This window comes from Amycolatopsis cynarae (genome assembly GCF_026802195.1).
Lineage (GTDB): Bacteria > Actinomycetota > Actinomycetes > Mycobacteriales > Pseudonocardiaceae > Amycolatopsis_E > Amycolatopsis_E rhizosphaerae.
Window position 1 is genome coordinate 1,041,516 of sequence record NZ_CP113836.1, and the last position, 26,022, is coordinate 1,067,537.

Sequence of the window (26,022 nt, forward strand, 5' to 3'; positions counted from 1 at the left end):
TGCAGGGGCCGGCGTCGCACGTCCTCGGTCGCGTCCCACTCACTTACGACGACAGGAGGATGGACTGCCGCTGTGGCGTGACCGTGAATCGGTAGTCGAGAACCGAGGGCCGGTCCTGGTCCAGGAACCAGCGGTAGGCGCGCTCTGCGTCGTCCCACAGGGAACGCGGCCCGTATTGCCGCACCACGCGGGTTTCTCCGTGCCGCGCGATGCACGCCCACGAGTCGGAAATCGTGTCCCTCAGCCACACCAGACCTTCTTCTTCCCCCGGCTCGGGGTCTTCGAGCCCGTACTGACAGCCCGGCATCGCCACGCCGACCGCAAACCGCGAGTGCGGCGAGTCGAAGATGCGTCGCGGGTTGAGCGCGGTCCTGCTGACCGAGGCGCGCGGGTCGTCCCACTGGATGTCGTCCTCGGCCTCCGTCATGGGCACCCGGTGCGACCGCAGCTCCATGAAGCCCACGCCCATCGGGCACGCGCGCCCCTCGGCGGTGCCGTCCTTACCGACCTCCCACCGCACCAGCGGACCCGAGGCGAAGTCGGTGCGCATCGGCACGACCATCACCGCCCCCGGCCGGGACTGCTGGATCCACGGGCGAGGAAGCCGCCCCAGCTGCACCGCCGCCGTGGCAATCACGCGGTCGAACTGGGCCTCCGGCAGGGCGTAGGGATCGCCCAGGGTGCCGTCAGCCCACACCACCGTCACGTTCGGATCGCCGTAGCCCACACGGCTGAGCCTGCTACGCGCGGTGGCAGCCAGCACCTGGTCGATCTCCACACTGATCACCCGGCCGCGGGGACCGACCAGCTCGGCGAGCAGCGCGGCGTTGAAACCGGTACCCGTGCCGATCTCCAGCACGATGTCGCCAGGCTGCACGTCGAGTTCGGCGAGCATCCCCACCACCACCGACGGCTGCGAGGCCGAGCAAGTGGGGCGCTTCCCGATAGCGGGCCACAGGGTGGCGCCGTCGTCGAACTGCGTGGCAATCACGACATCGTCGTAGACGTACCCCTCCCACAGCTCTGGGTCGGTGGACCGGTCGATCGCGCGCCACTCGCCGTCGACCGACACCCACATCTGGTCGGGTATGAACCGTGCCCGCGGCACACGCCGCAAGAACACGTCGAGCCCCGGCGGCAGGTCACCGGCCGCGCGCAGCTTCTCCACCAGATCTTTCGGGGTCACTTGTCGCTGCCGCTCTTCGTCTCGTGCCCGCCCGAACCTTTGCCGAGGTGGTCGGTCTTCTTGTCGCTCTCGCCGGTGTGTGCGCCGGAGCTCTGCTTGTCCGCCACGTTCTTTCCTTTCGTACGCCTCACCCAGGGCCAGAGGTTTGGTCCTCCCGGCCGGGCACGGCCCTGGGCGATGGGATGGGTGTCTTCGTGCCCGGCCAGGAGAGATCGGATAATCAGACGAGTGGCCACGGACCTGGCCTGTGCGTCACGGCTCGGATACCTCGCCGTCGATCACGACCGCGTCCGTGCCACGGGCGATCCAGTCGGCGTGCCGGATCAGCTCGCTGGCGAGCTCGCTCAGCAACGTGCCCATCTCGCGCAGTTCGTCCGGCGGCAGGTGCCCGTGCTCGATCTCGTATTCGAGGACCCGCACGACCACATTGCCCAGGTTCTCGTTGACGTCGGCGACCATCTTCATGAGCTGGTAGCCCGCCAGGATCTGCTCCGACGACTCGTTCACGCGCGCACCCGGCTTTCGCTGGCTTTCACGCCGAGCCGGGCACGCCACTTCTTGATGGTTCCGCTGACCACGCCCAGCAGCGCAGCCGTCTGCTCGATGCTGAGCGTGCGGGTTTCGCGAATCGCGTCGTCCCATGAGGTGTAGCCCGCCGCCCGCGCCCGCTCATCCCGCAGTCGCCGTGCCTTCGCCGCATTGGCTCGCCCTCCGGCCCGCGCGCTCTCCAGGTACCGCAATGCCACCTCGTGCGGACTCGGCTGCGAAGGGATGGTGGGCGCTTCCACGGCGCTGGGCCGCTGCACGGGTGGTGGCTCCGGTGCGGGGCCGGCCTCGAGGGGGGTAGCGACGATCTTGCAGGACATGCACCGCGGCGCGGTGTGTCGGGTCGCGTCGCTGCGGCTGCGCGGGATCAGCCACCCGCAACTGGTCAGGACTACGGCGCCTTCGTGCCGCTCCTCTTGAATCAGATGCTCCTGCTGCCCAGCGATCTTCCACGACCTCATGGCTGCTCCTCACCGAAGCTCGTGCCCCCGCCGGGGTGCAGCTGGTCCTGCATCGCCGGCCACTTCCTCGGAGGCACGTAGGCATCATGGCCGTGATCCGCGAATCACGCAAGAATCACTGGAGAAATTTCGCGAGACGGCCACTCCAATGGGCTAAGCAGGGCAAGGTACGGCTGGGTCAAGATCGCCGGGGAGCGATCTTCGAGCCAAGAGGAGAGACACATGCGCGTTCAGTTCCTGGGTAGCGAGTCCGGCCAGACCGGCTGCCCCACCGTCTACAAGACCGACCGGGACACCTACCTCGTGCAGGGGTGGGTCGTCACCGACGAGGAAGCCCTGGCCGAACTTCACAAGCACGGCAACGGAATCCCCGCACACGAGACCGTCGTAGAGATCCCGGAGGCGCTGGTGCGGTTCTTCCAGGAGCAGAGCTGATGGCCGCCACCGGCCTGCCCGAGTTCCAGCGGCTGTTCCGGACATTCGAGCGCTCGGCATGGCGCTGGGAGTGTCAAGGGGTCTACCACGAACCTGAGGAGCGCGAGCCCCTGCGCAGGTTCCTGGCCGGTGAGCCGCCGGAGGACAGCTGGCAGAGCGAGTTCCTGGCGCTTGTCAGGTCGACCACGGCCGCGGGCAAGACCTGGGCGCGCGTCAGGCAGATGACCGTGCCGCTGACCGACTACCTACGCTTCGAGATGGACCTGGCACTGCGCGGAAACATCCCCGCCGGTGAGGACATCCGCGTCATCTGGCCAGAGGAGGCGGCGACGCTCGGTTTGCCGGGCCACGACTTCTGGCTGTTTGACGACGAAACGGTGGCACGGATGTACTTCGGCACCGGCGGCCTCGACAGGGTGGAGGTCGTCACCGGTTCGTCTGTGGAGCAGTATCGGCGGTGGCAGCGGCTGGCGTGGGATCATGCCCATCCAGCAGAGGAATATTCGTCGTTGAGGAGAACGTGACCGAGTTCGAAGCCGCCAGGGAAGCCTTCGGCGCCCGGCTGCGAGCGCTGCGGGAAGCGCGCGGTGTCCTGTCGGGTCGTGCAATGGCCAAGCTCGTCGGCTGGCCACAGTCCCGCGTCTCCAAGATCGAGACCGGTCGGCAGACACCCGACGACACCGACGTGATCGCCTGGTGCGACGCGCTGGGCATACCGGAGGCGGCGGCCGAGCTGCTCACCACTCTGCAGGGGATCCGGCTGCAGCAGCTGGAGTGGCGGCGTCAACTCCGTACGGGGATGCGGCACGGCCAGACCGCGCGGGGACAGCGGGAGCAGAGCGCGAAGCTCATCCGTGCGGTCGACATCGCCGCGGTGCCCGGGTTGATACAGACGGCGCCCTACGCCCGGCGCGTGCTGACCAAGGTGTCGGACCTGCTGGATCTCCCCAAGGACGTCGATCAGGCCGTCGCCGCGCGCATGAGCCGGCAGCAGGTCCTCTACCAGGACTCGCCCCGCATCGAGCTGCTGATGGCCGAGGCCGCGCTGGCGCACCCCATCGCGACGCCGAGCGAGATGGTCGCGCAGATCGAACGGCTGATCGTGGTGACCGGGATGCCCACCGTCCGCTTCGGGATCCTGCCGCTGTACCGGACGCTGCCCTACCTGGTGATGAACGGCTTCTGGATCGTCGACGACCGGGTTGCGGTCGAGACCACGACGACGGAGCTGATGATCGACGACCCGGAGCAGGTGGCGACCTACCACCGGTTGGCCGATCGCCTCTGGAAGGCGGCCGCCGAGGGCGACGAAGCCCGCGAGATCCTGCTCCGGCTGGCCGAGGAGTACCGGCAGCGCGCCGAATAGCAGCGCCCCCGCCGACTCCACGCAGCCGACGGGGGCGCTGTCCTAGGCGGTGGGGGATCAGCCGCCCAAGGTCCCGATGTTGCCGTTGGCCGAGGCGATGCCGTAGCCGTCGGCGTGGGCCTCCTTCACCATCTTGCCGTCCACGTCGATCTCGACGTCGATCTTCGAACTCTCGCCGGAGCCCTGGGCCATGATCGAGACCATCTGCAGCGCCTGGTCCGCGGGCAGGGTGAGCGTCTTGGTCCAAGGGAGCTTGACGTTGCTCTCCTGGTTGGTCGAGGTCATACCGTCGGTGGTGTAGGTGATGCTGCTGGCCGGGCCCTTGCCGCTGACCTTGTAGACCACGGTGTGGGTCGAGGGCTGCTGCACGGCGGGCTGCTGGGTCGGCTGCTGGGTGGCGGGCTGGGCAGCGGCGACGGTGCTCTTGTCGCTACCCGCCGGGGCGCCCGTCGCCTGCTGGCTCGGCGTGTTGCCGCCACCGTTGGCCACAGCGATGATGACGACCAGGAGGAAGACGCCACCGAGGACCCACGGCCACTTCCGCCGCTTCTTGGCAGGTGCGGGCGGGGCCGGCGGGACGTACGGATTCGGCTGTTCGGACATGGGAGGAGCTCCTTCGTTGTCAGCGCGCATGTAGTCGCGCGAGTCGGGGTGACTGTTACTGCGGGTAATTGGGAAATCTCTCACCGCCAACCGCCGTTGGCCGCCACGATGGCGAGCATGCCGCTGCTCCCGACGAGGTAGCCGACGAGCAGCGCGGTCACCGACACCTCGGCCGCGACCCGCCGCACCCTCCGCGCGAGGCGCTGGATCCGGGTGCGGGGACTGGGCCGTGAAGGCTGGAGGCGGTGGCGGCCGCGAGTGCGGTAGGCGGCGATCGTTACCATTTCGTGACTCCTCAGATCGGGTGGATGCTCTGGGGGTTGTGGCGTCGTCCACAAAGGACCGGGCGGGGGTGGCTACAGCAAGATATTTAGCCCGCACGGTTCGCCGTGAACTGCGTTTTTCGCTGGTCAGCACACCGATCGGAGCCCAGAATCTTCTAATCTCTAGGTCGCAGGTTCGAGTCCTGCCCAGGGCGCCACCATCAGCAAGCGCTGGACCTGCGGAAACGGTCCGAAACAGCAGTCTGGCGGTCTTCGTGCTCGGGTCGGGCCCCGAAACGAACCGAAGCGGTTGTTCCAGACCAGGCACCGGATCAGCCGGTCGGGCGGTTTCAGCCGGAGACCTCGAAAGCGCGTCGCAGTGCTCAGCCCGCGGGGGTGAGTCACGCTGTGTGGTCTGAATGTCCTTGCCGACGGGCAGGAGGGCGTTCCGCAGCGGCACCGAGGTGTGGCGAAGGTCATGCGGGCAGCGCCGGGGATTCGGGGGCGACCCCGGCAGCGCTGAACTCACCCGCGTGGGCGGTTTCGGCCGTGGTCAGGCGGAATTCGGCGCTGCCGCCGCAGGCCGCCGCACCCGTACCATGAGTCCGCTCGGCGTCGATGACTGTCCGGTGTGGAGCGTGGCGATGGCGATCACTTTCGGGCTGGACATCAGCAATCATCAGGATGCCACACTGGACCTGGCCGCCTGCCGCCGCGCGGGCTGCGAGTTCGCGATCATCAAGGCCGGTGAAGGCGCCTCCTACCGCGACCCCGTCTTCCCGGCCCACCTCGCCGCGGCCCGCGCGGCCGGGATGGTGGTCGCCGCCTACTGGTACCAGCGCTCGGGCAGCACCGCGCAGGCGCAGGCCGCCACGATCGGCGCCGTGGTGCCCCGGGATCTGCCGCTGTGCCTCGACGTCGAGACCGGTTCCGGCGACGTCGCGCTGACCAGGGCGCTCGTGGACCTACTCCGGAGCCAGGGATACCGCATGCCCCTGCTGTACCTGCCCCGTTGGTACTGGCAGCAACTGGGATCACCGAGCCTGTCCGGGCTGCCGCCGCTGTGGTCGAGCCGTTACCCGGACACCGTGGTCGGGCCGCTGCCCGCGAAATGGGCGCAGGTGCCCGCGTCGTACTGGGCCGGGTACGGCGGCCTGGACGTGGCCGTGCTCCAGTTCACCGCCTCCGCCGAGGTCGCCGGTTACTCCCCGCTGGACGCGAACGCCTTCCGGGGCACCCGGGAAGAGTTCGCCGCCCTGCTCGGCTACCCCGCGCCGGGCGCCGATTTCTCCCACGACGAGGAGACCACCATGGAATGGCCTGCCGGAGACAACGTGTCCCGTGCGCTGCCGTGCGCGGGGCGTCCCCAGTTCTGGTACCTCTACGCGATCTACGGCGAGCGGATCCACGTGCACCAGGTCGACTACGTGATGCCCACCGACCACCCGGACCGGTTCGTGCCGGGCGCCGGGTTCAGCTCCGGGGACGACGGCACTGGCCGGATCACGCCGCAGACCTGGACGTTCGACACCGACAAACCCGGACCGGTGACCATCCCGCGGCATCCGGACGGCAGCCAGCCGGTCGGCGTCATCGTGCGCTACTCGGCGGAACAACCGTTCACCGCCTACTGCGGTTAGGTGTCAGCGGGCGAGCACGATTCCTCGGTCGCGGATCAGGTCCCAGCAACCGAGCGGCAGCTCGGTGAGCGTGAAAACGTCTTCGACGGCAAGGAAACCGCCGCGTTCGGTGCGGGCGGTGACGATGGCCTCGGCCAGTGACGGGTCCAGTTCGAGCCGTTCGGCGAGCACAGCGGCCGGGGCGTTGTTGAGGTCGACGAGGCCACCGTCGTCGTAGTCGCGCGGCAGATCGGGCCGCCCGATGCGGAGTTCGCGGGCCATCAACGGGTCCCGTTCGGCGAGCCGCCGGGCCTCGGCGCGGCGGGCGCGGGCGGCCAGCACCGCGGTCACGGCCGGATCGGCGCCGGTCGCCGGGACCGGTCCGGGGACGGGCCGCCCGGTTTCCGGCCGCGGGTAGACCTGCCGCCGGAGTGCGGCCTGTTGCAGGCAGGCCAGGGACACGAGCGTGAGGATCAGCAGCGTCCCGATGGGCGCGATGATGTGCCCCGCGGTACTGGTGGTGTGCCCCTGGGCGTCGGTGGGGGTCAGCGACATCAGCACCACCACGAGCACGGCACCCGCGCCGAAGAGCGCCGCGCGCCGGTACAGCTCGCGCCGGGCAAGGCACCCGGCGGCATGCACGAACGGGACCCAGGCCAGCAGCCCGGCCGAGGCGATCGTGATCACGAAGTACCAGACGCCCTGGGTGGACCGCTTCCGCGGTGGCCGGGCGGGAACAGGGGCGGTCATCGGCATCTTTCCTCTCTGCCGGATTGAGTCGGGCCCGGCGAGGGTCCCGTTACGCAGCGCGCACACCATGTCCTGCAACTCACCCTCGGGCTGCCATTGCGGCGGGGCCGGTTTCCCGGCGGCGAGGCCGGGTATCAAGCCGCACTGGCGGGCATTGCCCGTGCGATCGGGCGACTCGAGGGACGGTGAGATGGACAAGCGATGGCTGACCAAGGGCCTGGGAGCGTTCAGCATCGGGCTGGGGGCCACCCAGCTGGTGGCGCCGCGGACGGTCCTCGGCACGATCGGGGCCGAAGACGGTGACTCCACACGCCGGCTCGTGCGGCTGATCGGTACGCGCGAACTGGTGCTCGGCACCGCGCTGGGAGCGCGCCGCAACGGCGCGCCGTGGCTGTGGCTGCGCCTCGCGGGCGACATCGTGGATCTGCGCCTGGCCGATGCCGTCCGCCGCGGCGTGAAGAGCCCGGACGGCAGGCGGCGCGCGTCGATCACGATGGCGGCACTGGCCGGGGTGGCGATCGCCGACCTCGCCGCCGCCGTCGTCACCACCCGTGCCAGGCGCGGCCGCCCGATTCACGCCAACGGGCGGATCACGGTGAACCGCCCCGTGGGCGAGGTCTACGGGGCCTGGCGCAACCTGGAGAACCTGCCGCAGTTCATGGCCCACCTCGAATCGGTGCGTCATCTCGGCGACGGCCGCAGCCGCTGGCGCGCCGCGGGACCGGCGGGCATCGAGGTCGAGTGGGACGCCGAGATCGACAGCGAACACATCGACGAGCACATTTCGTGGCGCTCGATCGGGGAAACCCAGGTGCGGCACTCCGGCCGGGTCGACTTCCGGCCCGCCCCGGGCGGGCGCGGCACCGAGGTCCGCGTCCACCTGATCTACGAGCCGCCCGGCGGCAGGCTGGGCGCCCGGATCGCCAAGCTGTTCGGCGAGGCACCGGACCAGCAGTTGCGCGACGATCTGCGGCGCTTCAAGCAGGTACTGGAGACCGGCGAGGTCGTGCGCTCGGAAAGCGGCCCGGACGGCGCCAAGACCCGCACGCACCTCACCGAGCGGCCCGCCCAACCCCTGCCCAGCTGACGACGATCGGAGTCCCATGCGAGCCAACACCTGGATGGGCAAGGGCCACGTCAAGGTCCAGAACGTGCCCGACCCGAAGATCCTCAATTCCGGCGACGCGATCGTGAAGATCACCTCGACCGCGATCTGCGGTTCGGACCTGCACCTCTACGACGGGTTCATCCCCACCATGCGGCGCGGGGACATCCTCGGCCACGAGTTCATGGGCGAGGTGGTCGAGACCGGCCGGTCGGTGACCCGGCTCAAGCCCGGTGACCGCGTGGTCGTGCCGTTCCCCATCGCCTGCGGGCACTGCACGGCCTGTCAGCAGGGCCTGACGTCGGTGTGCGAAAACTCGAACCCCAACGCGGCGATGGCCGAGAAACTGATGGGGCACTCGCCCTGCGGGATCTTCGGCTACTCGCACATGCTCGGCGGTTATCCCGGCGGGCAGGCCGAATACGCGCGGGTGCCGTTCGCCGACTTCGGCCCCATCAAGATCGAGGACGGTATTCCGGACGAGAAGGTACTGTTCCTGTCCGACATCCTGCCGACCGGGTACATGGGCGCCGAAATGTGCGACATCACTCCCGGTGACGTGGTCGCGGTGTGGGGCGCGGGCCCGGTCGGCCAGTTCGCCATCGCGAGCGCACGCCTGCTCGGCGCGGAACGGGTCATCGCGATCGACCGGTACCCGTACCGGCTGGACATGGCGCGGGAGAAGGCCGGCGCCACCGACGTGATCAATTACGAGGAAACCGCGGTGCTCGACGCGCTCGACGAACTGACCGCCGGGCGCGGACCCAACGCGTGCATCGACTCGGTCGGCATGGAGGCGCACATCGACATCGGGCCGCTGCACGCCTACGACCGCACCAAACAGGCCATGGCCACCGAAACCGACCGCCCGCACGCGCTGCGCGAGGCGATCATGGCCTGCGGCAACGGCGGGGTGGTGTCGGTGATCGGCGTCTACGGCGGCATGGTGGACAAGTTCCCGATGGGCTCGTTCATGAACCGTTCCCTGCGGATGCGCGCCGGGCAGTGCCACGTGCACCGTTATCTCGAACCGCTGCTGCGCTGGATCCGCGCGGGTGAGATCGACCCGAGTTTCGTGATCACCCACCGGATGAAGCTCGACCAGGCGCCCAAGGCCTACAAGATGTTCCGCGACAAGAAGGACAACTGCGAAAAGATCGTGCTCACCCCCTGAGCCGTCCCTGCGGCCGCGTTCCCGCGGGGAGTGATGTTGCGCACGCCTTGGCCAGTTCGCGCACCGGCCGTCGACAATGGGACGGTTGCGGACCCCAGGGAGGCGTGGATGCAGGAACCGCTGTTCGGTTCGGTGGACGAGGTTGTGGAGCGCCTCGCCGGGGCCGGCTACCTCGCCTCCACACCGGTGGCGACCACGGTGTTCCTCGCGGACCGCCTTGGCAAGCCGCTGCTGGTCGAGGGACCCGCCGGGGTCGGCAAGACCGAGCTGGCCAGGGCGCTGGCGGAGGTGACCGGCAGCGAGCTGATCCGCCTCCAGTGCTATGAGGGCATCGACGAGGCGCGGGCGCTGTACGAGTGGAACCACGCCAAGCAGTTGCTGCGCATCACCGCCGGGCGCGACGAGGCCTGGGAGGAAGCGCGGGATCAGGTGTTCAGCGAGGAGTTCCTGCTGGCCCGCCCGCTGCTCAAGGCGATCCGCAATCCGGATCCCACGGTGCTGCTGATCGACGAGGCGGACAAGGCCGACGTGGAGGTGGAGGGCCTGTTGCTGGAGGTCCTCGGCGACTTCCAGGTCACGGTGCCCGAACTCGGTACGATCACCGCCACCCGCCGCCCGTTCGTGCTGCTCACCTCGAACGCGACGCGGGAGCTGTCGGAGGCGCTGAAGCGGCGGTGTCTGTTCCTGCACCTGGATTTCCCGTCTCCCGAGCTGGAACGCGACATCGTCACGCTCAAGGTGCCCGCCCTGGACGCGAAGCTCGCGGATTCGCTGGTGCGGGTGGTGGGCGCGCTGCGTGCGATGGAGCTGCGCAAGGCGCCGTCGATCGCGGAATCGGTCGACTGGGCGCGCACGCTGCTGGCGCTGGGCGCGGACACGCTCGACGAGAGCGTGGTCGAGGCCAGCCTCGGCGTGATCCTCAAGTACCAGGCCGATCACCGCAAGGCCGCCGCCGAGTTGCGGCTGGACCGGCTGCTGGACCGGGCCTCGTCGTGACCGGGCTGCCGCACCGGCTGGTGGAGTTCGTGGGCGCGCTGCGCGAGCACGGGATCGCGGTGGGCCCGGGGGAGACGGTGGACGCCGCGGCCGCGGTCGCGGTGCTGGGCCTGGCCGACCGGGAACAGCTGCGCTCGGCGCTGGCCGCGACCCTGCTGCGCCGGTCCGGGCAGCGGACCACCTTCGACGCGCTGTTCGATCTGTTCTTCCCTGTCGCGGTGGGCAGTGCCGAGACCCGCGAGGAGCACGGGGAACTGGCCGGGCTGCGAGAGCGCCTGGTCGTCGCACTCGCCGAGGGCGACACGCACCGCCTGCGGGCGCTCGCCGCGTCCGGGGTCGAGGTGTTCGGGCAGTACGGCCAGGGCGGGCAGGGCGGCGCGGGCGCCGGGGGGATGAGCGGCTGGTCGGCTTACCAGACGTTGCAACAGGTCCGGCCCGACGCGCTGCTGGACCGCGTGCTCGCCGCGATCCGCGGGGAGCCGGGGACCGGGCTGGGCGAGGGGATCGCGCGGCAGGAGGCGCAGTCGCGGATCGCCACGTTCCGCGAGTTCGTCCAGGCCGAGGCCCGCCGCCGGACCGCGGAACTGCGGGGGCGGGACCGCATCGCCAAGCACGCGGTCGCGCCGCAGACCGACCTGGTGAGCTTCAGCAACGCCAACCGCGAGCAGCTGGCCGAACTGCGGCGCACCATCCAGCCGTTGTCCCGCAAGCTCGCCACCCGGCTCGCCGCGCGCCGCCGCAGGGCCCGGCGCGGGCAGATCGATCTGCGCCGCACCCTGCGCCGCTCGCTGGCCACCGGCGGGGTGCCGATGCGCCCGGCGCTGCGGGCCCGGCGGCCGGGCAGGCCGGAACTGGTGCTGCTGTGCGACGTGTCCGGGTCGGTGGCCGGGTTCGCGCAGTTCACGCTGCTGCTCGTGCAGGCGCTGGCCGACCAGTTCAGCAAGGTCCGCTCGTTCGCCTTCGTCGAGCTGACCGACGAGATCACGCGGCTGGTGGCGGCCGGATCCGACGATCCGGAAGGGCTGGCGCGCCGCATCCTGACCGAGGCCCGGCTGACCCGGTGGGGGATGAGCAGCGACTACGGCGATTCGCTCGCCAGTTTCGTGGAAGGGTTCTCCGACGCGATCGGGCCGCGCACCTCGGTGCTGATCCTCGGGGACGCCAGGACCAACGGCGGCGATCCGAACCTCGCGGCGGTGCGGGAGATCGCGGACCGGGCGCGGCACGTGCACTGGCTCAACCCCGAACCCCGTTCCACCTGGGGAACCGGGGATTCCGCCGCGCTCGAGTACGGGCGCGTGGTGCCGATGCACGAATGCCGGAACCTGCGGCAGCTGGCCCGGCTCGTCACCGATCTGCTCCCCACTTGAGAAGATCGCCGAGTTCCCCGTTCGGGCCGAGCAGGCGTGCCCTGAAGGTGGCCTTCAGGGTCATAAGCGCCCTCAAAGCGACCTTGAGGGAACCCGCCAGGCGCCGGATCGCACTTTTACGTCAAAGTGCGATCCGGCGCGGAGAACAGCGTGAGTTCCGGTGCGCGCTCGAAAGCGAGCAGGGATCGTTTCACCGCGATCCCCCCGCCGTAGCCGGTGAGCGCGCCGGAGGAGCCGATGACGCGGTGGCAGGGCACGATGATGCCGACCGGGTTCTTGCCGTTGGCGAGACCCACTGCCCGTGCCGCCCCCGGCCGTCCGATCCGCTCGGCGAGTTCGCCGTAGGACGTCGTCTCCCCGTAAGGGATTTCCCGCAACGCCTCCCACACCACGCGCTGGAACGGGGTGCCGTGCAGGCGCAGGGGCAGGTCGAAGGCCGTGCGTTCCCCAGTGAAGTATTCGGCGAGCTGCTCCTTCACCGCACCGAATCCGGCCGGATCCTCCTCGCCGAAACGCTCCTGCGGCGGGCGGTGCCGTTGTTCGTGCATATACAGGCCGGACAGCATGCCGTCTTCGCCGACGAGCGTGAGCGGCCCCACGGGACTGTCCACAACGGTGTACTTCACGGTGCCAGTCTTTCGCCTGCGCAGCCGTTTGGCTGGCGGAAAAACGACATCGCCGTCACCGAAGACGGGTACCGGCCAGTCCGCGCCGCGCTTACGCTGCTGCTCGTGCTGATCACTTCCCGACCGTGGACGGCAGATGCCGTACCCGCGCAACACGGCAGGACGGCGGTGGTGACCGGCGCCAACACCGGGCTCGGGTTCGAGACCGCGCGGATGCTCGCCGAGCGCGGTGCGACGGTCGTACTGGCCTGCCGGGACGCGGCCAAGGCCGCCGCGGCCGCGCAGCGGATCCGGGCCGTGGCACCGGGGGGCCGGGTCGCCACGCTGGCCCTGGATCTCGCTTCCCAGGCCTCGGTGCACCGGGCCGCGGACCGGCTGCGGGCCGAGCACGAACGGATCGACCTCCTGGTCAACAACGCGGGTGGGATGCGGCCGGTCCTGCGGGTCACCGAGGACGGTTTCGAGTGCACCCTCGCCACCAACCATCTGGGTCCGTTCGCCTTCACCGGCCTGGTGCTGGACCGGCTGCTGGCGGCGCCGGGCTCCCGCGTGGTGACGGTGAGCAGCATCGGTCATCTCGCGGGCCGCATCCGCTTCGGCGATCCGCACTTCACGTCCGGTTACCGGCGCTGGCCCGCCTATTTCCAGTCCAAACTGGCGAATCTGATGTTCACCTTCGAGCTGAACCGCCGCCTTGCCGCCGCCGGGGCGCCGACCGTGGCGCCGACCGTGGCGCTGGCCGCGCATCCCGGCAACGCCCGCACCGAGTTCGGCCGCGACATGAACCGCCTGCTGCGCGCGCTGCTGCTCGGCAAGCGGACCAGGCCGGTGACCTCGTGGTTCATCCAGGACCCCGAGATCGGGGCGCTGGCGACGGTGCGGGCCGCGGCCGATCCGGCCGCGCGGGGCGGCGACTACTACGGGCCGGGTGGGTTCGGGCAGTTCACCGGATACCCGGTGCGGGTGCGGCCCGGCGTGCGGGCACGGGACGCGGCGGCGGGGGCCCGGCTCTGGCGGGAATCCGAACGGCTCACCGGGGTGCGGTACCCGTTCGGGCGGTAGCGCTACAGTCGAGAACGACGGTTCTCGACAGTGAGGTGTGATGGATCGCGACATCGCGCGGACCCGGCTGCTCGACGCGGCCGAGGATCTGTTTTACGCCCGGGGCATCCAGACGGTCGGCATGGACGACATCCGCGCCGCTTCCGGAGTCTCGCTGAAACGGCTGTACCAGGTGTTTCCCGCCAAGGAACAGCTCGTCGAGGCCTACCTGGAGCGGCGGGACACCCGATGGCGGCAGCGCCTCGGCGGGCACGTCGAGACGGTGGAAGACCCGCGTGAGCGGGTTCTCGCGGTGTTCGACTGGCTGGAACGCTGGTTCGCCGAGCCGGGGTTCCGGGGCTGCGCGTGGATCAACTCCCATGGCGAGCTGGGCGCGGTCTCGGCCGGAGTGGCCCGGCAGGCCCGGCGCCACAAGGAGGCGTTCCGTGGATACCTGCGCGGGCTGGTCGGCGCCGCCGGGCTGCCGGAGGCGCTCACCGAGCAACTGTTCCTGCTGGCCGAGGGCGCGATGGTCACCGCGGGCATCTTCGGCACCACCGAACCCGCCCGCCACGCCCGCGCCGCCGCCGTCACCCTCCTCCACGCGGCTGCCCCGGCGCTGCCGTGAGGGGTCCCCTCGCGGCTCCCGGGCGAGCGCCCCGCCTCGCCGACTAGTCCCATCGCGTTACCCGGCGTACGGTCAATGACCTGGGGTTATGTCGCCACGAGCGGGAGGCAGCTTGCGATGCGATCGATGTGGAAGGGATCCGTTTCGTTCGGACTGGTCACCATCCCGATCCACCTGTACGCGGCCACGGAGAACAAGAACGTCTCGCTGCGGCAGGTCCACGAGTCCGACGGCGGCCGGATCCAGTACAAGCGGTTCTGCTCGGTCGAAAACGTCGAGGTGCCCTACAGCGAGATAGCCAAGGGCTACGAGCTGGACGACGGCGAGATGGTGGTGCTGACCGACGCCGACCTCGACAGCCTGCCCCTGTCCAGCTCCAACGTGATCGACGTGCTGGAGTTCGTGCCCCTGGAGGCGGTCGACCCGCTCCACTACGACCGGCACTACTACCTCGAACCCCAGAAACCCGCGGTCAAGCCGTACGTGTTGCTGCGGGACGCGTTGCAGAAGTCCGGTCAGGTGGCGATCGCCAAGGTCGCGCTGCGCCAGCGTGAGACGCTCGCGCTCCTGCGGGTGCACGCCGACGTCCTGGTGATGACGACCATGCTGTGGCCGGACGAGGTGCGCAGGCCCGACTTCGGCTTCCTCGACGACGAGCCGCCACAGGTGCGGCCGCAGGAGCTGAGCATGGCCGGTTCCCTGATCGACTCGCTGTCGGAACCGGTGTTCGACCCGGACAAGTACTCCGACCAGTACCGCGAGGCGCTGGAGGCGGTGATCGAGGCGAAGGTCGAGGGCAAGGCCACCACGAAACCCCGCGCGAAGGCCGCGAAGACCGAGGTGGTGGACCTCATGGCGGCACTCGAGGCGAGCGTGTCGGAGGCGAAGAAGGCGCGCAAGCCCGCGGCCCGCAAACCGGCGGCCAAGAAGACCGGCACCCGGAGAACTCCCAAAAGCGCCTGAGCACCGGCGACACGCCGGGCACCCCCTCCCCGCGGCGCGGCGGACCGGATGATACGAAGGACCGTCAAGTGAACCGGGTGAAGGGTGTCGATCATGGAGTGTGCCGGCTGTTCGAGTGACCTCGACCACTGCCACGGCACGGTGATCCTGCACGAGGACGGTTCGGTCGAGTGCACCGAGCCGGACTGCCGTGACCTGGACGAAGCCCGCCACACCCTGCGCATCACCTGCACGGAGATCGAGGGCGGCTGCGCCTGCACCGCCGCCGTCGAGGAGTTCGCCCGGGCGTCCTGACAGGGCGGTCAGCGCACGGTCAGGAAACGGTCAGCGCCTTCGGTGACTCTCGGACACACACCGAGAGCGACGAAGGAGAAAGATCGTGCGCAAGCTGAACATCCTGATTTCCGGTGCCGGGGTCGCCGGCCCGATGCTGGCCCTGTGGCTGCACCGCCGGGGTTTCGCCGCCACCGTCGTGGAGCGGGCGCCCGCCCTGCGGGAAGGCGGGCAGGCGGTGGACTTCCGGGGCAACCAGATGGACATCCTGCGGCGGTCCGGTCTGCTGGAGGACGTGCGGCGCCACCAGACGCCCACCGGGCCGCAGCGCGTCGTGGACGACGAGGGCGCGACGAGGGCCACCCTGCCCCCCGAGTTCTTCAGCGGCGAGGTGGAGATCCTGCGCGGCGACCTCAGCCGCCTGATGTACGAAAGGACCAAGGACCACACCGACTACCGGTTCGGCGACTGGATCACGTCGCTGCGCGAGGTGGGCGACGGGGTGGAGGTGGGCTTCGCGCACGCCGCGCCCGCGAAGTTCGACCTCGTGGTCGGCGCGGACGGGATGCACTCGGGAGTGCGGCACCTGGCCTTCGGCCCCGAATCCCGGTTCCGCACCGATTCCGGCTATCACATCGCCGGGTTCAGTGCACCCAACCACCTGGGAGTCACCAGCGACGGGCTGATCTACAACGCTCCCGGACGCGGCGTGATGGTGGCCCCGAAACCCGGCGGCGCCGAGATCTCGGTGGGCTTCTACTTCGCCGCCGAAGGGCTGGACTACGACCGCCACGACGCCGAGCAGCAGAAGAAGATCGTGCACGACCGGTTCCGCGGGCTCGGCTGGCAGGTGCCCACGCTGCTCGAAGGCCTGGACAAGGCCGACGACCTGTACTTCGACTCGCTGTGCCAGATGCGGCTGGAGCACTACAGCCACGGCCGGGTGGTGCTGCTGGGGGACGCGGCGTGGGGCGCGGGGCCGGGTGGCGGCGGGACCGGGCTCGCGATGATGGCGGCCTACGTACTGGCCGGGGAACTAGCCGCGGCGGGCGGGGATCACCGCATCGCGTTCGCCCGCTACGAGCAGGAGGTCCGGGCGGCGGCGGAGGCCGGGTTGAAGCAGGCGAAGGGCGCGGGGCCGTTCCTCGCCCCGGCGACCGAGGCGAAGATCCGGAGCCGCAACCGCGCCTACCGCTTCCTGGGCAGGCAGCCGCTGCTGGGCCTGTTCCGGCGGATGGCCCTCAAGGCCGCGAACACCCTCTCCCTCAAGGACTACTGAGCAAGGCATGCCCTGAAGGTCGCCTTCAGGGTCATAAACGCCCTCAAGGCCACCTTGAGGGCACGCCCCTGGCCCTGGGACACGCGCGGCGGAGCGACACGACTTCGCCGGGGCCCTGGCCGTATCGACCGTGAGGGGAACCCTCACGGCAGTGTCGCGGGAGCGTGGGACACAGGCGCGTGAGCGCAATCCGTCGCCTCAGGGGAAGAGGTGGTGGAGGTGGGCGGTGGCGGCCTCCCGGTCCATCGCCAGGCCCTCGGCGAACTCACGCTCGTGAGAGGTGCCGAGTCGCTCCTTCAGGGAGCGGAGATCCGGTTCGTCCGGCAGCGGGGCACCGCGCAGGGCCACGGAGATGCCGAGCAGCCGGGCCGCCGCGGCCGGGTTCCCTTCCAGCAGGAGCAGTCCGGCCGCTCCTTCGGTGGCTTCGACCAGATCCGTGTGGATCTGGTTTTCCGCGGCGATCTCGATCGCCGCGCGGTGGTGGTCGCGGGCCGGGGCCCGCCTGCCCTCCGCCTGTTCGAGGCGGCCGAGCGCGGTCAGGATCCGTGAGCGGGCGCCCCTGCTCTGCCAGTCCGTCCCGCATTCGCCCAGTGCCTGCTCGTACCGGCGGCGGGCTTCGGCGAGCCTGCCGCCCCACCGCTCCAGGTCACCCAGTCCCAGGTGGGCCAGTGCGAGGACCGCGCGGATACCGGCACGGTGGGCGAGTTCGGCGGAGCGTTCGAAGTCGGCGCGCGCGGCCTCGGGGTCGGTGCACCGCAGCCGCAGGGCCCGCCGCCCCCACAGTTCGGCCAGTTCCTCGATCGCGCCGAGCTGCCCGACCAGTGCGATGGCTTCGTCCGTGAGCGCCACGGCGTGTTCCCGGTTACCGCCGAGCTCGGTGAGGGTGGCCAGCCCGTCGAGGACCTGGGCCATGCCCCAGCGGTCGCCCACCGAGCGGAACAGCTCGAGCGCGGCCTCGAACTGCGGTTCCGCGGCGGCCGGATTCCCGTTGAACACCTGCAGGTAGCTCAGCGAGAAGTGGGCCAGTGCCTGGAACCAGGGGTCGTCGGTGGTGGCGAACTGCTGGTTCAGCGGGCTCAGCGGTTCTCCCGGTTCCGGCGGGCCCGCGAACAGGGCCCAGGCCACGAGCAGGTGCGGCAGCCGCACCGGTCCCCGCAGCGTGCGCATGACCTGGTCCGCCCGCCGCCGATGTCCGTCCACTTCGGAGGGACCGGTGGCGAGCACGGTGAGCACGTACTCCTCTTCCAGCCCCTCGGGCACACGTGGGCCGAGCCGTTCCAGCAGGCGCGCGGCCAGTGGGGTGACCTCGCTGATGACGCCGCGCAGGCGCCAGTACGAGGACAGCACCCCGAGCAGCCGGAGCGCCAGCCCGGGGTCGGCGTCCACCGCCCAGTGCAGGGCGGCGTGCAGGTTGGCGTGTTCGGCGGTCAGCCGGGCCAGCCAGACGAGCTGCTCGGCGCGGCGCAGGAAGGGCTCGGCGGTGCGGGCGAGGTCGAGGAAGTACTCGGCGTGCGCCCGGGCCAGGACGTCCCGCTCCCCGGCCTCGCCGAGCCGCTCGGCGGCATAGGCCCGGATGGTCTCCAGCAGCCGGTACCGCTCGTTCGCGGGTTCGACCAGCGATTTCTCCGCCAGTCCGGCGAGCAGGTCCTCGGCGTCCACTTCGGACACCCCGCACACCCGGGCCGCCGCTTCGGCCGTGGTGCCGCCCGCGAACACGGCCAGCCGCCGCAGCAGCCGTTGTTCGTCTTCGCCGAGCAGGTCCCAGCTCCACCCGACCACGGCGCGCAGCGTCTGCTGGCGGGGCGCGGCCGTCCGGCTGCCCCGGGACAGCAGGCGGAACCGGTCGTCGAGACGGTCTTCCAGACGCGGCAACGGGATCGTGCGCAGCCGGGCGGCGGCGAGCTCGATCGCCAGCGGCAGCCCGTCGAGGGCGGCGCAGATCCTCGCCACCGTATCGGTCCCGGCCTCCGTGACCGGCTCCGAAACCGTGGCGGCGCGGTCCAGGAACAGGCGGGTCGCCGAGGACGCGGGCAGCGGCGGCACCGGGCACAGGGCCTCGCCGGTGATGCCGAGCGGCTCGCGGCTGGTGGCGATCACCCGCAGACCGGGACAGCCGGTGAGCAGCCGGTGCACGAGTGCGGCGGCTTCGGCGATGACGTGCTCGCAGTTGTCGAACACCAGCAGCAGGCGGCGGTCGGCCAACGCGGCGGTGATCCGTTCGGCGGCCCCGGCCTGGCCCGGCGCGCCGAACAACGCGCTCTCGCGCAGCCCGAGCGCGTCCAGCACGGCCTGGGGAAGGGCGCTGCCGTCCCGCAGCGGCGCGAGGTCCACGAAACAGGCTTCGCCGGTCTGCCGCCCGCTCGCTTCGATCGCGAGCCGCGTCTTGCCCGCCCCGCCGGGACCGGTCAGGGTGACCAGGCGCCTGCCCGCGAGCAGTTCGCCGATCCTCGCCAACTCCTCTTCCCGGCCGACGAAACTGGTCAGCTGGGCGGGAAGCCCCTGCACCCGGACCGGCTCCGACCGCAATACGGCGAGATGGGCCGCGGCCAGTTCCGGGGACGGGTCGCTGCCGAGTTCGTCGGCCAGCCGCCGCCGTATCCGCTCGAACACCGTCAGGGCCTCGGCCTGCCGTCCCGACGCGCTCAGCGCCCGGACGAGCAGGGCGTGCAGCCGTTCCCGGATCGGGTGGTCTTCTGCGAGCCTCTCGAGCTCCGCGACGACCTCCTTGGCCCGCGCCAGCGACAGCTCGGCCTCGGCCAGGTCCTCGACCGCGGCCACCCTCGACTCGGCCAGCTTCGCCGCCTGCGGCTCGGCGAACGGCGCGGTCACGTCGGCGAGCGCCGGGCCGCGCCACAGCGCGAGCGCCTCCCGCAGCAGCCCGGCGGCCCGCTCCCGTTCCCCGGCCGTTAGCGCCCGCCGCCCTTCGCCGGTCAGGGCCAGGAACCGGTGCAGGTCGACGTCGGCGGGGTCCACGACGAGCCGGTACCCGGCGGGATGACGCTCGAGAAGTCCGCCGCCGAGCACGCGGCGCAGGCGGGAAACCTGGGCCTGCAGCGCGTTGGCCGCCTCACGCGGCAGGTCTTCCCCGTACAGCGCGTCGAGCAGGCTGTCCGTGCCGACCACGCGGCCGGCGTCGAGCAGCAGCCGGGCGAGCAGGGCACGAGGACGCGGGCCGCCAAGCGGGAGTTCGCTCCCGTCCTCGGCCAGTGCCCGCGTCGCCCCCAGGATGCCGAACCACACGCGGACCACGGTAGCGGCGGGCGGTACACCGGAGGACGTCCGGCCGCTCCGGCTCCAGGAGGCCCCGGAAGGGCGGGGGTCGCGGGGGGTTGACTACGCTGGGCTGAACGTCTATCAGCGCCCGTGCGCACCCCGAGGAGTACCCCAGTGATCACCAGGATGTCGTCGTTGTTCCTTCGCACCCTGCGTGAGGACCCGGCGGACGCCGAAGTGCCCAGCCACAAGCTGCTGGTGCGCGCAGGCTACGTCCGCCGCGTGGCCCCGGGCGGGTATTCGTGGCTGCCGCTGGGCCTGCGGGTGCTGCGCAACATCGAAACGGTGGTGCGCGAGGAGATGGACGCGATCGGCGCGCAGGAGATCCAGTTCCCCGCCCTGCTGCCCCGCGAACCGTACGAGAAGACCGGCCGCTGGACCGAGTACGGCGAGGGCCTGTTCCGCCTCAAGGACCGCAAGGGCGCCGACTACCTGCTCGGCCCGACGCACGAGGAACTGTTCGCGCTCACCGTGAAGGGCGAGTACAGCTCGTACAAGGACTACCCCGTGGTCCTGTACCAGATCCAGACCAAGTACCGCGACGAAGCGCGCCCCCGTGCGGGCATCCTGCGGGGCCGCGAGTTCGTCATGAAGGACTCCTACTCCTTCGACCTGGACGACGAGGGTCTGTCCCGGTCCTACCAGCTGCACCGCGACGCCTACATCAGGATCTTCGACCGGCTCGGCCTCGATTACGTGATCGTGGCCGCGACCTCGGGCGCGATGGGCGGCTCCGCGTCCGAGGAGTTCCTCGCGGTCGCCGAAACGGGTGAGGACACCTACGTCCGCAGCACCGGTTCGGACTACGCGGCCAACGTGGAAGCCGTGGTCACCCCCGCCCCGGCGGCCCAGTCCGTGGAGGACAGGCCCGAGGCCCAGGTGCACCACACGCCGAACACTCCCACCATCGCCACCCTGGTCGACTACCTCAACACCAAGACCGACCTCGGCCGCACGTTCACCGCCGCGGACACGCTGAAGAACGTCATGGTGAAGATCCGCCGTCCCGGCGACTCCGAGTGGGAGATCCTCGGCATCGGCATCCCCGGTGACCGCGAGGTCGACCAGAAGCGGCTCGAAGCCTCGCTGGAGCCGGCGGAGGTGGCGCTGCTCGAGGAGTCCGACTTCGCCGCGAACCCGTTCCTGGTGAAGGGCTACATCGGGCCGAAGGCGTTGCAGGACAACGGGATTCGCTACCTGGTCGACCCGCGCGTCGTCACCGGCACGGCCTGGGTGACCGGGGCGGACAAGGTCGACCACCACGTGGTGGACCTGGTGGCAGGCCGCGACTTCCAGCCGGACGGCACCATCGAGGCCGCGGAGGTCCGCGAAGGCGACGCTTCACCCGACGGCAAGGGCACGCTGGTCGCCGCCCGCGGCATCGAGATCGGGCACATCTTCCAGCTCGGCCGCAAGTACACCGACGCGTTCGAGGTGGACGCGCTCGGCGCCGACTCGAAGCCGGTCCGGATCACCATGGGTTCCTACGGGATCGGGGTTTCCCGCCTCGTCGCGGCGATCGCCGAACAGCACTACGACGAGCTCGGCCTGGTGTGGCCGCGGTCCGTGGCGCCGTTCGACGTGCACGTGGTGATCGCGGGCAAGGACGAGTCGATCGCGGCGGGCGCCCAGGAACTGGCCGCCGAGCTGGACGCGGCCGGGATCCGCGTGCTGCTCGACGACCGCAAGGCCACGCCGGGCGTGAAGTTCGCCGACGCCGAGCTGGTCGGCGTGCCGACCATCCTGGTGGTGGGTCGCGGGCTGGCCAAGGGCCTGGTCGAGATCAAGGACCGCGCCTCGGGTGACCGCGAGGAGGTCCCGGTCGGCGAGGCCGTGGCGCACCTGGTGAAGCTCGTCCGCGGCTGACCCCACCGCGACCAGGCCGGACTCTTGCCGGGACCCTGGCGTTCTTTCCTGTAAGGGGTCCCCTCACGGCCTTTACGACCGTGAGGGGGCCCTCACGGCAGCGCCGGAGGGTGGGACACAAGCGGGTCAGCGGAGGACGGCCGCCAGTAGCGCGTCGGTGTCCGTGAGGTCGGGCAGGACGAGGTGGGCGCCCGCTCCGGTCAGCTCCTCGGCCGTGAACCGGCCGGTGGCCACCCCGATCGCGGTCGCGTCGTGTGCGAGTGCGGCGTCGATGTCGTGCGGCGTGTCCCCGATGACGATCACGGACTCGGCCGGGTACGGGCTGTGCCGGGCACCGGCGAGTTCGACGGCGTAGGCGACGAGGTCCGCCCGCACGGCGGACAGGGAGCCGTACCCGCCGATCTCGAAGTCGATGTGGTGGTGCAGGCCGAACGCGGCGAGTTTGTGCCACGCGATCTCCCGCAGGTTGCCGGTGACCAGTGACTGCACGATCCCCTCGTGCGGGGCCAGCGCGCCCAGCGCGGCTTCGGCACCGGGCAGCACGAGTCCCTGTTCGGCCATGGTCGGCATGGCCGCCTCGGCGACGGCCACCAGTCCCGCCCACACCTTCCGGATCACTTCCTCCGCGGGCTCGATGCCGTAGGAGGCGAGCACCTCGGAGGTGATGGCCAGTTCGGTGCGGCCGAAGAACGAGGGCATCCCGGTCATCGTGATGCCCAGAACTTCGGTGAGGACCTGGGCATACCAGTCGCGTCCGCTGCCGTGCAGGTCGATGAGGGTCTGGTCGATGTCCCAGAGCACCAGTCTTCGTTCGGTCACGCTCCCGACGGTACCTGGCGTCCCCGGCGGCTTGCGCCCTCCGCGGCGCCGCGAGAACCACTTCGAAACATCCTTTAACCGGCCAGAAAACTGAACCGGACGCGCCGCAGCGGATTGTCGACGTTCGTGTCCACCAGGCAGAGCGACTGCCAGGTGCCCAGCACCGTCCTCCCGCCCAGTACCGGGACGCTGGCATAGGGCGGCAGGAACGCGGGGAGCACGTGGTCGCGGCCGTGGCCGGCGCTGCCGTGCCGGTGGCGCCAGCGGTTGTCGCGGGGGAGCAGTTCGTCGAGTGCGGCGAGGAGGTCCTCGTCGCTGCCCGCACCGGTCTCCAGGATCGCCAGCCCGGCGGTGGCGTGCGGCACCCACACGTGCAGCAGGCCGTCCTGGGCGCCCGCCTGCCGGAGGAAGGACTCGGCGTCGGCGGTCAGGTCGTGCACCACGGCTTCGCCGCCGGTGCGGACTTCGATCTCGGTGGAGTACATACCCCCACCGTAACGACTACGTCTGAAGGTAGCGCAGGACGGCGAGCACCCGCCGGTTGTCCTCTTCGGACGGTGGGAGGCCGAGCTTGTCGAACAGCCGGGTGACGTACTTCTCCACCGAACCGGCCGACAGGTGGAGGTGGGCGGCGATCGCGGCGTTGGACCGGCCCTGGGCCATCAGCCCGAGCACGTCGCGTTCCCGCCCGGTCAGCGAGGCCAGCACGTCGGTCTTCCTGGTCGCGCCGAACAGCTGGCTGACCACCTCGGGGTCCAGCACCGTCTCCCCGGCGGCGACGCGGCGGAGCGCGTCGAGGAAGTCCGACACGTCGGCGACGCGGTCCTTGAGGAGGTAGCCGACGCCACCGGCTCGGTCGGCGAGCAGTTCGGCCGCGTATGAGGTCTCGATGTACTGGGAGAACAGCAGAAGCGGCGTCGCCTGGTTCTCGCGGCGCAGGTCCAGTGCCGCGCGCAGGCCCTCGTCGGTGAACGTCGGCGGCATCCTGATATCCACAATGGACACGTCGGGCCGGTGCTCCCGGACGGCGGGACGCAGCGCGTGTCCGTCCTTGACCTCGGCCACCACCTCGTGACCCCGCAGGGTGAGCAGCTCCACCAGACCGGCCCGCAGGACCGCCGAATCCTCCGCCACCACGATCCGCACATCAACCCCCGTTCGGCACCAGCGCGGTGATCACGGTCGGGCCACCGGCCGGGCTTTCGATCTCCAGCGTGCCGTCCACGGTACGCACCCGCTCGGCGATCCCGGCGAGCCCGCCCCCCGGCGTCAGGAGCGCGCCGCCGGTCCCCTCGTCGGAGACGGTCAGGCGCAGGAAGTCCCCGGCCGCGCGCAGTTCGAGGTGGACGACGGCGGCGCCGCCGTGCTTCGCCGCGTTGGTCACCAACTCGGCCGCACTGAAGTACAGCAGGGTCTCGATCGCCGGGCTCGGCCGGTCCGGCAGGTCGACGTGCGGGCGCACCTCGACGGCGCTGCGCGCGGCCAGCGTCGCCAGCGCCACCTCGAGCCCCGCGTCGAGTGCCGGTGGCCGGATACCGCGGGCGAGGTCCCGCAATTCCGTGATGGCCTGCTTCGCGTTGCCGTGGGCGGTGGTGAGCAGCCCCCGCAGTGTGTCCAGGTCGACCGGATCACTGGTCAGTTCGTCCCGTGCGATGCCGAGTTTCATCGCCAGCGCCACCAGTTGCGCCTGTGCCCCGTCGTGCAGATCCCGTTCGATGCGACGCAGACGGGTGGTGGCGTCGTCGATCGCGTCGGTCCGGCGCTGTTCCAGGTCGAGGACGCGTTCGGTCAGCGTGGTGGGGCCGAGCAGGCTCCGCGCGAGCGTGCGCTCCGGCGCGGTGACGGCGTGCAGCACCCACGGGGTGGCCAGCACGAGCGCCGCGCCGAGCACGCCGATCGGGACGGTGCCTGCCCAGTGCGCGGAATGGATGTCGAACAGGGCCAGCGTTCCGTCCGTCGTGAGGAACCACGTGAGGGGGAAGGACAGCGCGCCGAGGCCGTAGAGCAGCATCGCGCCGCCCACGGCGAGGCCGAGCGCCGCCAGGGGCAGCCGGAGCAGCAGGTAGGCCTGGGTGCGCCAGGCGATCCGGTCACCCACCCGGGCTTTGACCCAGTTCCACAGGCCCGGCTCGAGCCGGGGCGCGGCGGGTTCGGCGATGCGCAGGCCGAGCAGCGACCGGGCAAGCCGCCGGTGTGCCGCGCCGAGGCGGCGCGCGCCCATCAGGACGCCTGCCAGCAGGGGCAGCCCGAGGAACAGGGGGGACAGCGCGGCACCCAGCGTGAGCCCGAGAAGCAGCGGGATCACGCAGACCAGCGTCAGCGGCAGGCCCAGCAGCACCCAGCCCAGCTCGCCCAGGAACCTCCGCCGGACGAGCGCGCCCCGCGCGCGGGAGAGGAAGACGATCACCGGGACAGCTTGCCCCGGGCGTACCGCCCCTGCCCATCCGGTTTTCCCCACTCTGAGGTTCACCCCGAGTGGTGGACAGGGGCTTACAAGGGTTCAGGCAGCCGTTCGGAGTGATTGCTCGAAGTTGTCGGGGCTGATCATCCCGATCGCGGAGTGCCGCCGTGTACTGTTGTAGAAACTGATCCATTTGTCAATCGCGGCAACGAGTTCTGTCTTCGTGGCGTACGTGTGCCGGTAGTAGTGCTCGTGTTTGAACGTCGACCAGAACGATTCCGCCGGGCTGTTGTCCCAGCAGATCCCGGTCGCGCCCATCGACCGGCGCAGCCCGTGCCGGAAACACGCTGCGGCTGTCAGGTGCGCCGTGTATTCCCCGCCGCGGTCGGAATGCAGGATGGTGCCACGACATCTGGCGCCACGGGCGGCCACTGCGGCATCGATGGCATCGGTGACCATCGCGGCACCGATGTGTTCGGACACGCTGTAGCCCAACACTTTCCGGGAATGTCCGTCCCGGATCGCGCACAGGAACATCTCGCCCTCACCACACGTCAGATACGTGATGTCGGTGAGCCAGACCGCGTCGGGCCGGTCCCGGTCGAAGTGCCGGTCGACCAGATCCGGCGGGAACGACGCGGTCGGATCGACCACCGTCGTCTTCACCTTGAACGTGCGCGGGCTGATGCCCTCGAGCCCGATCGAGGCCATGATCTTGGCGACGGTCTTCGCGGTGACCACCTCGCCTTGGTCACGCAGTTCGGCAGTGATCCGCGGCGACCCGTAGGTTCCACGCGACTCTGTGTGCGCCTGGGTGATCTTCACCTCCAGGTCGGCTCGGCGTTGCTGCCGCGGTGTAAGCACCGTTGCCGCAACACGCTTGACGTGGGCGTAGTAGCCCGACGTCGACACGCCCAGCAGTCGCGCCATGCGGCGGACCGAGAACCGGGCGTTCGGCGGCGAAGCGGTGGTGGCGGCG

Annotated in this window: 27 protein-coding genes; 14 read left to right on the forward strand and 13 right to left on the reverse strand. The window is 70.5% G+C overall.

The features are described 5' to 3' along the window. Positions 1-43 precede the first annotated feature (43 nt). The 3 genes from ORV05_RS05075 to ORV05_RS05085 all read right to left on the reverse strand — a co-directional run bounded on the left by ORV05_RS05075 (position 44) and on the right by ORV05_RS05085 (position 2,193). A complete protein-coding gene (locus tag ORV05_RS05075; protein WP_268757293.1) occupies positions 44-1,186 on the reverse strand; it encodes a methyltransferase domain-containing protein in 1,143 nt (380 codons plus the stop codon). A 252-nt stretch (positions 1,187-1,438) separates the two neighbouring features. Next, on the reverse strand, positions 1,439-1,693 hold the full coding sequence (locus tag ORV05_RS05080; RefSeq protein WP_268757294.1) for a hypothetical protein: 255 nt from the start codon (positions 1,691-1,693) through the stop codon (positions 1,439-1,441). Further along, entirely contained in the window at positions 1,690-2,193 is a 504-nt protein-coding gene (locus tag ORV05_RS05085; RefSeq protein ID WP_268757295.1) for a hypothetical protein, read from the reverse strand. Before ORV05_RS05085 ends, ORV05_RS05080 begins: the two co-directional genes overlap by 4 nt. Before the next feature lie 222 nt (positions 2,194-2,415). Between ORV05_RS05085 and ORV05_RS05090 the strand changes: the two genes are divergently transcribed. Genes ORV05_RS05090 through ORV05_RS05100 form a run of 3 tightly spaced genes read left to right on the forward strand, consistent with a single transcriptional unit; the run spans position 2,416 to position 3,994 of the window. Next, the gene (locus ORV05_RS05090) at positions 2,416-2,628 is read left to right on the forward strand and encodes a hypothetical protein (protein WP_268757296.1); all 213 of its coding nucleotides are present in this window, start codon (positions 2,416-2,418) and stop codon (positions 2,626-2,628) included. Beyond that, positions 2,628-3,152 (forward strand): DUF6879 family protein, encoded by a 525-nt coding sequence (locus ORV05_RS05095; protein ID WP_268757297.1) that lies wholly within the window; start codon positions 2,628-2,630, stop codon positions 3,150-3,152. The genes ORV05_RS05090 and ORV05_RS05095 overlap by 1 nt, the downstream gene beginning before the upstream one ends. Beyond that, on the forward strand, positions 3,149-3,994 hold the full coding sequence (locus ORV05_RS05100) for a helix-turn-helix domain-containing protein (protein WP_268757298.1): 846 nt from the start codon (positions 3,149-3,151) through the stop codon (positions 3,992-3,994). Before ORV05_RS05095 ends, ORV05_RS05100 begins: the two co-directional genes overlap by 4 nt. Positions 3,995-4,051: 57 nt before the next feature. Here ORV05_RS05100 and ORV05_RS05105 read toward each other — a convergent pair whose 3' ends face one another. Both ORV05_RS05105 and ORV05_RS05110 read right to left on the reverse strand, forming a co-directional pair. Beyond that, complete coding sequence (locus ORV05_RS05105; RefSeq protein ID WP_268757299.1) at positions 4,052-4,597, reverse strand: MmpS family transport accessory protein; 546 nt, start codon at positions 4,595-4,597, stop codon at positions 4,052-4,054. 80 nt (positions 4,598-4,677) lie between these two features. Continuing rightward, positions 4,678-4,881 (reverse strand): hypothetical protein, encoded by a 204-nt coding sequence (locus tag ORV05_RS05110; protein ID WP_268757300.1) that lies wholly within the window; start codon positions 4,879-4,881, stop codon positions 4,678-4,680. A 623-nt stretch (positions 4,882-5,504) separates the two neighbouring features. Here ORV05_RS05110 and ORV05_RS05115 point away from each other — a divergent pair. Continuing rightward, positions 5,505-6,500: a glycoside hydrolase family 25 protein gene (locus tag ORV05_RS05115; protein WP_268757301.1), complete on the forward strand. Its 996-nt coding sequence runs from the start codon at positions 5,505-5,507 to the stop codon at positions 6,498-6,500. A gap of 3 nt (positions 6,501-6,503) precedes the next feature. Here the strand turns inward: ORV05_RS05115 and ORV05_RS05120 are convergent, their stop codons facing one another. Beyond that, positions 6,504-7,229 carry a ComEA family DNA-binding protein gene (locus ORV05_RS05120; RefSeq protein ID WP_268757302.1) on the reverse strand — a complete coding sequence of 242 codons (726 nt, stop codon included), beginning with the start codon at positions 7,227-7,229 and terminating at the stop codon, positions 6,504-6,506. Positions 7,230-7,419: 190 nt separating this feature from the next. On the opposite strand from ORV05_RS05120, the gene ORV05_RS05125 reads away from it, so the two are divergent. The 4 genes from ORV05_RS05125 to ORV05_RS05140 all read left to right on the forward strand — a co-directional run bounded on the left by ORV05_RS05125 (position 7,420) and on the right by ORV05_RS05140 (position 11,874). After that, on the forward strand, positions 7,420-8,316 hold the full coding sequence (locus ORV05_RS05125) for an SRPBCC family protein (RefSeq protein WP_268757303.1): 897 nt from the start codon (positions 7,420-7,422) through the stop codon (positions 8,314-8,316). A 16-nt stretch (positions 8,317-8,332) separates the two neighbouring features. Continuing rightward, positions 8,333-9,508, forward strand: coding sequence for a zinc-dependent alcohol dehydrogenase (locus ORV05_RS05130; protein ID WP_268757304.1), 1,176 nt, complete (start codon positions 8,333-8,335; stop codon positions 9,506-9,508). A gap of 108 nt (positions 9,509-9,616) precedes the next feature. Beyond that, positions 9,617-10,504, forward strand: coding sequence for an AAA family ATPase (locus ORV05_RS05135; protein WP_268757305.1), 888 nt, complete (start codon positions 9,617-9,619; stop codon positions 10,502-10,504). Next, positions 10,501-11,874 (forward strand): vWA domain-containing protein, encoded by a 1,374-nt coding sequence (locus tag ORV05_RS05140; protein WP_268757306.1) that lies wholly within the window; start codon positions 10,501-10,503, stop codon positions 11,872-11,874. Before ORV05_RS05135 ends, ORV05_RS05140 begins: the two co-directional genes overlap by 4 nt. 116 nt (positions 11,875-11,990) lie before the next feature. Here the strand turns inward: ORV05_RS05140 and ORV05_RS05145 are convergent, their stop codons facing one another. Then, positions 11,991-12,440 (reverse strand): methylated-DNA--[protein]-cysteine S-methyltransferase, encoded by a 450-nt coding sequence (locus ORV05_RS05145; RefSeq protein ID WP_407652771.1) that lies wholly within the window; start codon positions 12,438-12,440, stop codon positions 11,991-11,993. 165 nt (positions 12,441-12,605) lie between these two features. Here ORV05_RS05145 and ORV05_RS05150 point away from each other — a divergent pair, with 165 nt between their 5' ends. The 5 genes from ORV05_RS05150 to ORV05_RS05170 all read left to right on the forward strand — a co-directional run bounded on the left by ORV05_RS05150 (position 12,606) and on the right by ORV05_RS05170 (position 16,684). Beyond that, positions 12,606-13,562: an oxidoreductase gene (locus ORV05_RS05150; protein WP_326938118.1), complete on the forward strand. Its 957-nt coding sequence runs from the start codon at positions 12,606-12,608 to the stop codon at positions 13,560-13,562. Positions 13,563-13,602: 40 nt separating this feature from the next. Continuing rightward, positions 13,603-14,169, forward strand: a complete 567-nt coding sequence (locus tag ORV05_RS05155) for a TetR/AcrR family transcriptional regulator (RefSeq protein WP_268757308.1) — start codon at positions 13,603-13,605, stop codon at positions 14,167-14,169. Positions 14,170-14,286: 117 nt separating this feature from the next. After that, the gene (gene ku, locus ORV05_RS05160; protein ID WP_268757309.1) at positions 14,287-15,132 is read left to right on the forward strand and encodes a non-homologous end joining protein Ku; all 846 of its coding nucleotides are present in this window, start codon (positions 14,287-14,289) and stop codon (positions 15,130-15,132) included. 93 nt (positions 15,133-15,225) lie between these two features. Next, positions 15,226-15,426, forward strand: coding sequence for a hypothetical protein (locus tag ORV05_RS05165; RefSeq protein ID WP_268757310.1), 201 nt, complete (start codon positions 15,226-15,228; stop codon positions 15,424-15,426). Between the two features lie 85 nt (positions 15,427-15,511). After that, a complete protein-coding gene (locus ORV05_RS05170; protein ID WP_407652694.1) occupies positions 15,512-16,684 on the forward strand; it encodes an FAD-dependent monooxygenase in 1,173 nt (390 codons plus the stop codon). A gap of 198 nt (positions 16,685-16,882) precedes the next feature. Here the strand turns inward: ORV05_RS05170 and ORV05_RS05175 are convergent, their stop codons facing one another. Further along, complete coding sequence (locus tag ORV05_RS05175; protein WP_268757311.1) at positions 16,883-19,924, reverse strand: BTAD domain-containing putative transcriptional regulator; 3,042 nt, start codon at positions 19,922-19,924, stop codon at positions 16,883-16,885. Between the two features lie 147 nt (positions 19,925-20,071). Between ORV05_RS05175 and ORV05_RS05180 the strand changes: the two genes are divergently transcribed. Further along, the gene (locus tag ORV05_RS05180) at positions 20,072-21,823 is read left to right on the forward strand and encodes a proline--tRNA ligase (RefSeq protein WP_268757312.1); all 1,752 of its coding nucleotides are present in this window, start codon (positions 20,072-20,074) and stop codon (positions 21,821-21,823) included. 126 nt (positions 21,824-21,949) lie between these two features. Here ORV05_RS05180 and ORV05_RS05185 read toward each other — a convergent pair whose 3' ends face one another. From ORV05_RS05185 to ORV05_RS05205, 5 genes are all read right to left on the reverse strand, one after another. Beyond that, entirely contained in the window at positions 21,950-22,642 is a 693-nt protein-coding gene (locus tag ORV05_RS05185; RefSeq protein ID WP_268757313.1) for an HAD family hydrolase, read from the reverse strand. A 74-nt stretch (positions 22,643-22,716) separates the two neighbouring features. Then, the gene (locus ORV05_RS05190; protein WP_268757314.1) at positions 22,717-23,127 is read right to left on the reverse strand and encodes a YjbQ family protein; all 411 of its coding nucleotides are present in this window, start codon (positions 23,125-23,127) and stop codon (positions 22,717-22,719) included. 16 nt (positions 23,128-23,143) lie between these two features. Further along, on the reverse strand, positions 23,144-23,788 hold the full coding sequence (locus ORV05_RS05195; RefSeq protein ID WP_268757315.1) for a response regulator transcription factor: 645 nt from the start codon (positions 23,786-23,788) through the stop codon (positions 23,144-23,146). A 1-nt stretch (position 23,789) separates the two neighbouring features. Then, complete coding sequence (locus tag ORV05_RS05200) at positions 23,790-25,049, reverse strand: sensor histidine kinase (protein ID WP_268757316.1); 1,260 nt, start codon at positions 25,047-25,049, stop codon at positions 23,790-23,792. A 93-nt stretch (positions 25,050-25,142) separates the two neighbouring features. After that, entirely contained in the window at positions 25,143-25,973 is an 831-nt protein-coding gene (locus ORV05_RS05205; protein WP_268756100.1) for an IS3 family transposase, read from the reverse strand. Between the last annotated feature and the right edge of the window lie 49 nt (positions 25,974-26,022).

Excerpts from the sequence above, each read along its gene's own strand:
- ORV05_RS05155 (WP_268757308.1), top strand. The coding sequence starts at position 13,603 with ATGGATCGCGACATCGCGCGGACCCGGCTGCTCGACGCGGCCGAGGAT.
- ORV05_RS05110 (WP_268757300.1), bottom strand. The coding sequence starts at position 4,881 with ATGGTAACGATCGCCGCCTACCGCACTCGCGGCCGCCACCGCCTCCAG.
- ORV05_RS05085 (WP_268757295.1), bottom strand. The coding sequence starts at position 2,193 with ATGAGGTCGTGGAAGATCGCTGGGCAGCAGGAGCATCTGATTCAAGAG.
- ORV05_RS05120 (WP_268757302.1), bottom strand. The coding sequence starts at position 7,229 with ATGACCGCCCCTGTTCCCGCCCGGCCACCGCGGAAGCGGTCCACCCAG.
- ORV05_RS05125 (WP_268757303.1), top strand. The coding sequence starts at position 7,420 with ATGGACAAGCGATGGCTGACCAAGGGCCTGGGAGCGTTCAGCATCGGG.
- ORV05_RS05115 (WP_268757301.1), top strand. The coding sequence starts at position 5,505 with ATGGCGATCACTTTCGGGCTGGACATCAGCAATCATCAGGATGCCACA.
- ku (WP_268757309.1), top strand. The coding sequence starts at position 14,287 with ATGCGATCGATGTGGAAGGGATCCGTTTCGTTCGGACTGGTCACCATC.
- ORV05_RS05205 (WP_268756100.1), bottom strand. The coding sequence starts at position 25,973 with ATGGCGCGACTGCTGGGCGTGTCGACGTCGGGCTACTACGCCCACGTC.
- ORV05_RS05145 (WP_407652771.1), bottom strand. The coding sequence starts at position 12,440 with ATGCTGTCCGGCCTGTATATGCACGAACAACGGCACCGCCCGCCGCAG.
- ORV05_RS05135 (WP_268757305.1), top strand. The coding sequence starts at position 9,617 with ATGCAGGAACCGCTGTTCGGTTCGGTGGACGAGGTTGTGGAGCGCCTC.
- ORV05_RS05090 (WP_268757296.1), top strand. The coding sequence starts at position 2,416 with ATGCGCGTTCAGTTCCTGGGTAGCGAGTCCGGCCAGACCGGCTGCCCC.
- ORV05_RS05165 (WP_268757310.1), top strand. The coding sequence starts at position 15,226 with ATGGAGTGTGCCGGCTGTTCGAGTGACCTCGACCACTGCCACGGCACG.
- ORV05_RS05105 (WP_268757299.1), bottom strand. The coding sequence starts at position 4,597 with ATGTCCGAACAGCCGAATCCGTACGTCCCGCCGGCCCCGCCCGCACCT.
- ORV05_RS05190 (WP_268757314.1), bottom strand. The coding sequence starts at position 23,127 with ATGTACTCCACCGAGATCGAAGTCCGCACCGGCGGCGAAGCCGTGGTG.
- ORV05_RS05130 (WP_268757304.1), top strand. The coding sequence starts at position 8,333 with ATGCGAGCCAACACCTGGATGGGCAAGGGCCACGTCAAGGTCCAGAAC.
- ORV05_RS05095 (WP_268757297.1), top strand. The coding sequence starts at position 2,628 with ATGGCCGCCACCGGCCTGCCCGAGTTCCAGCGGCTGTTCCGGACATTC.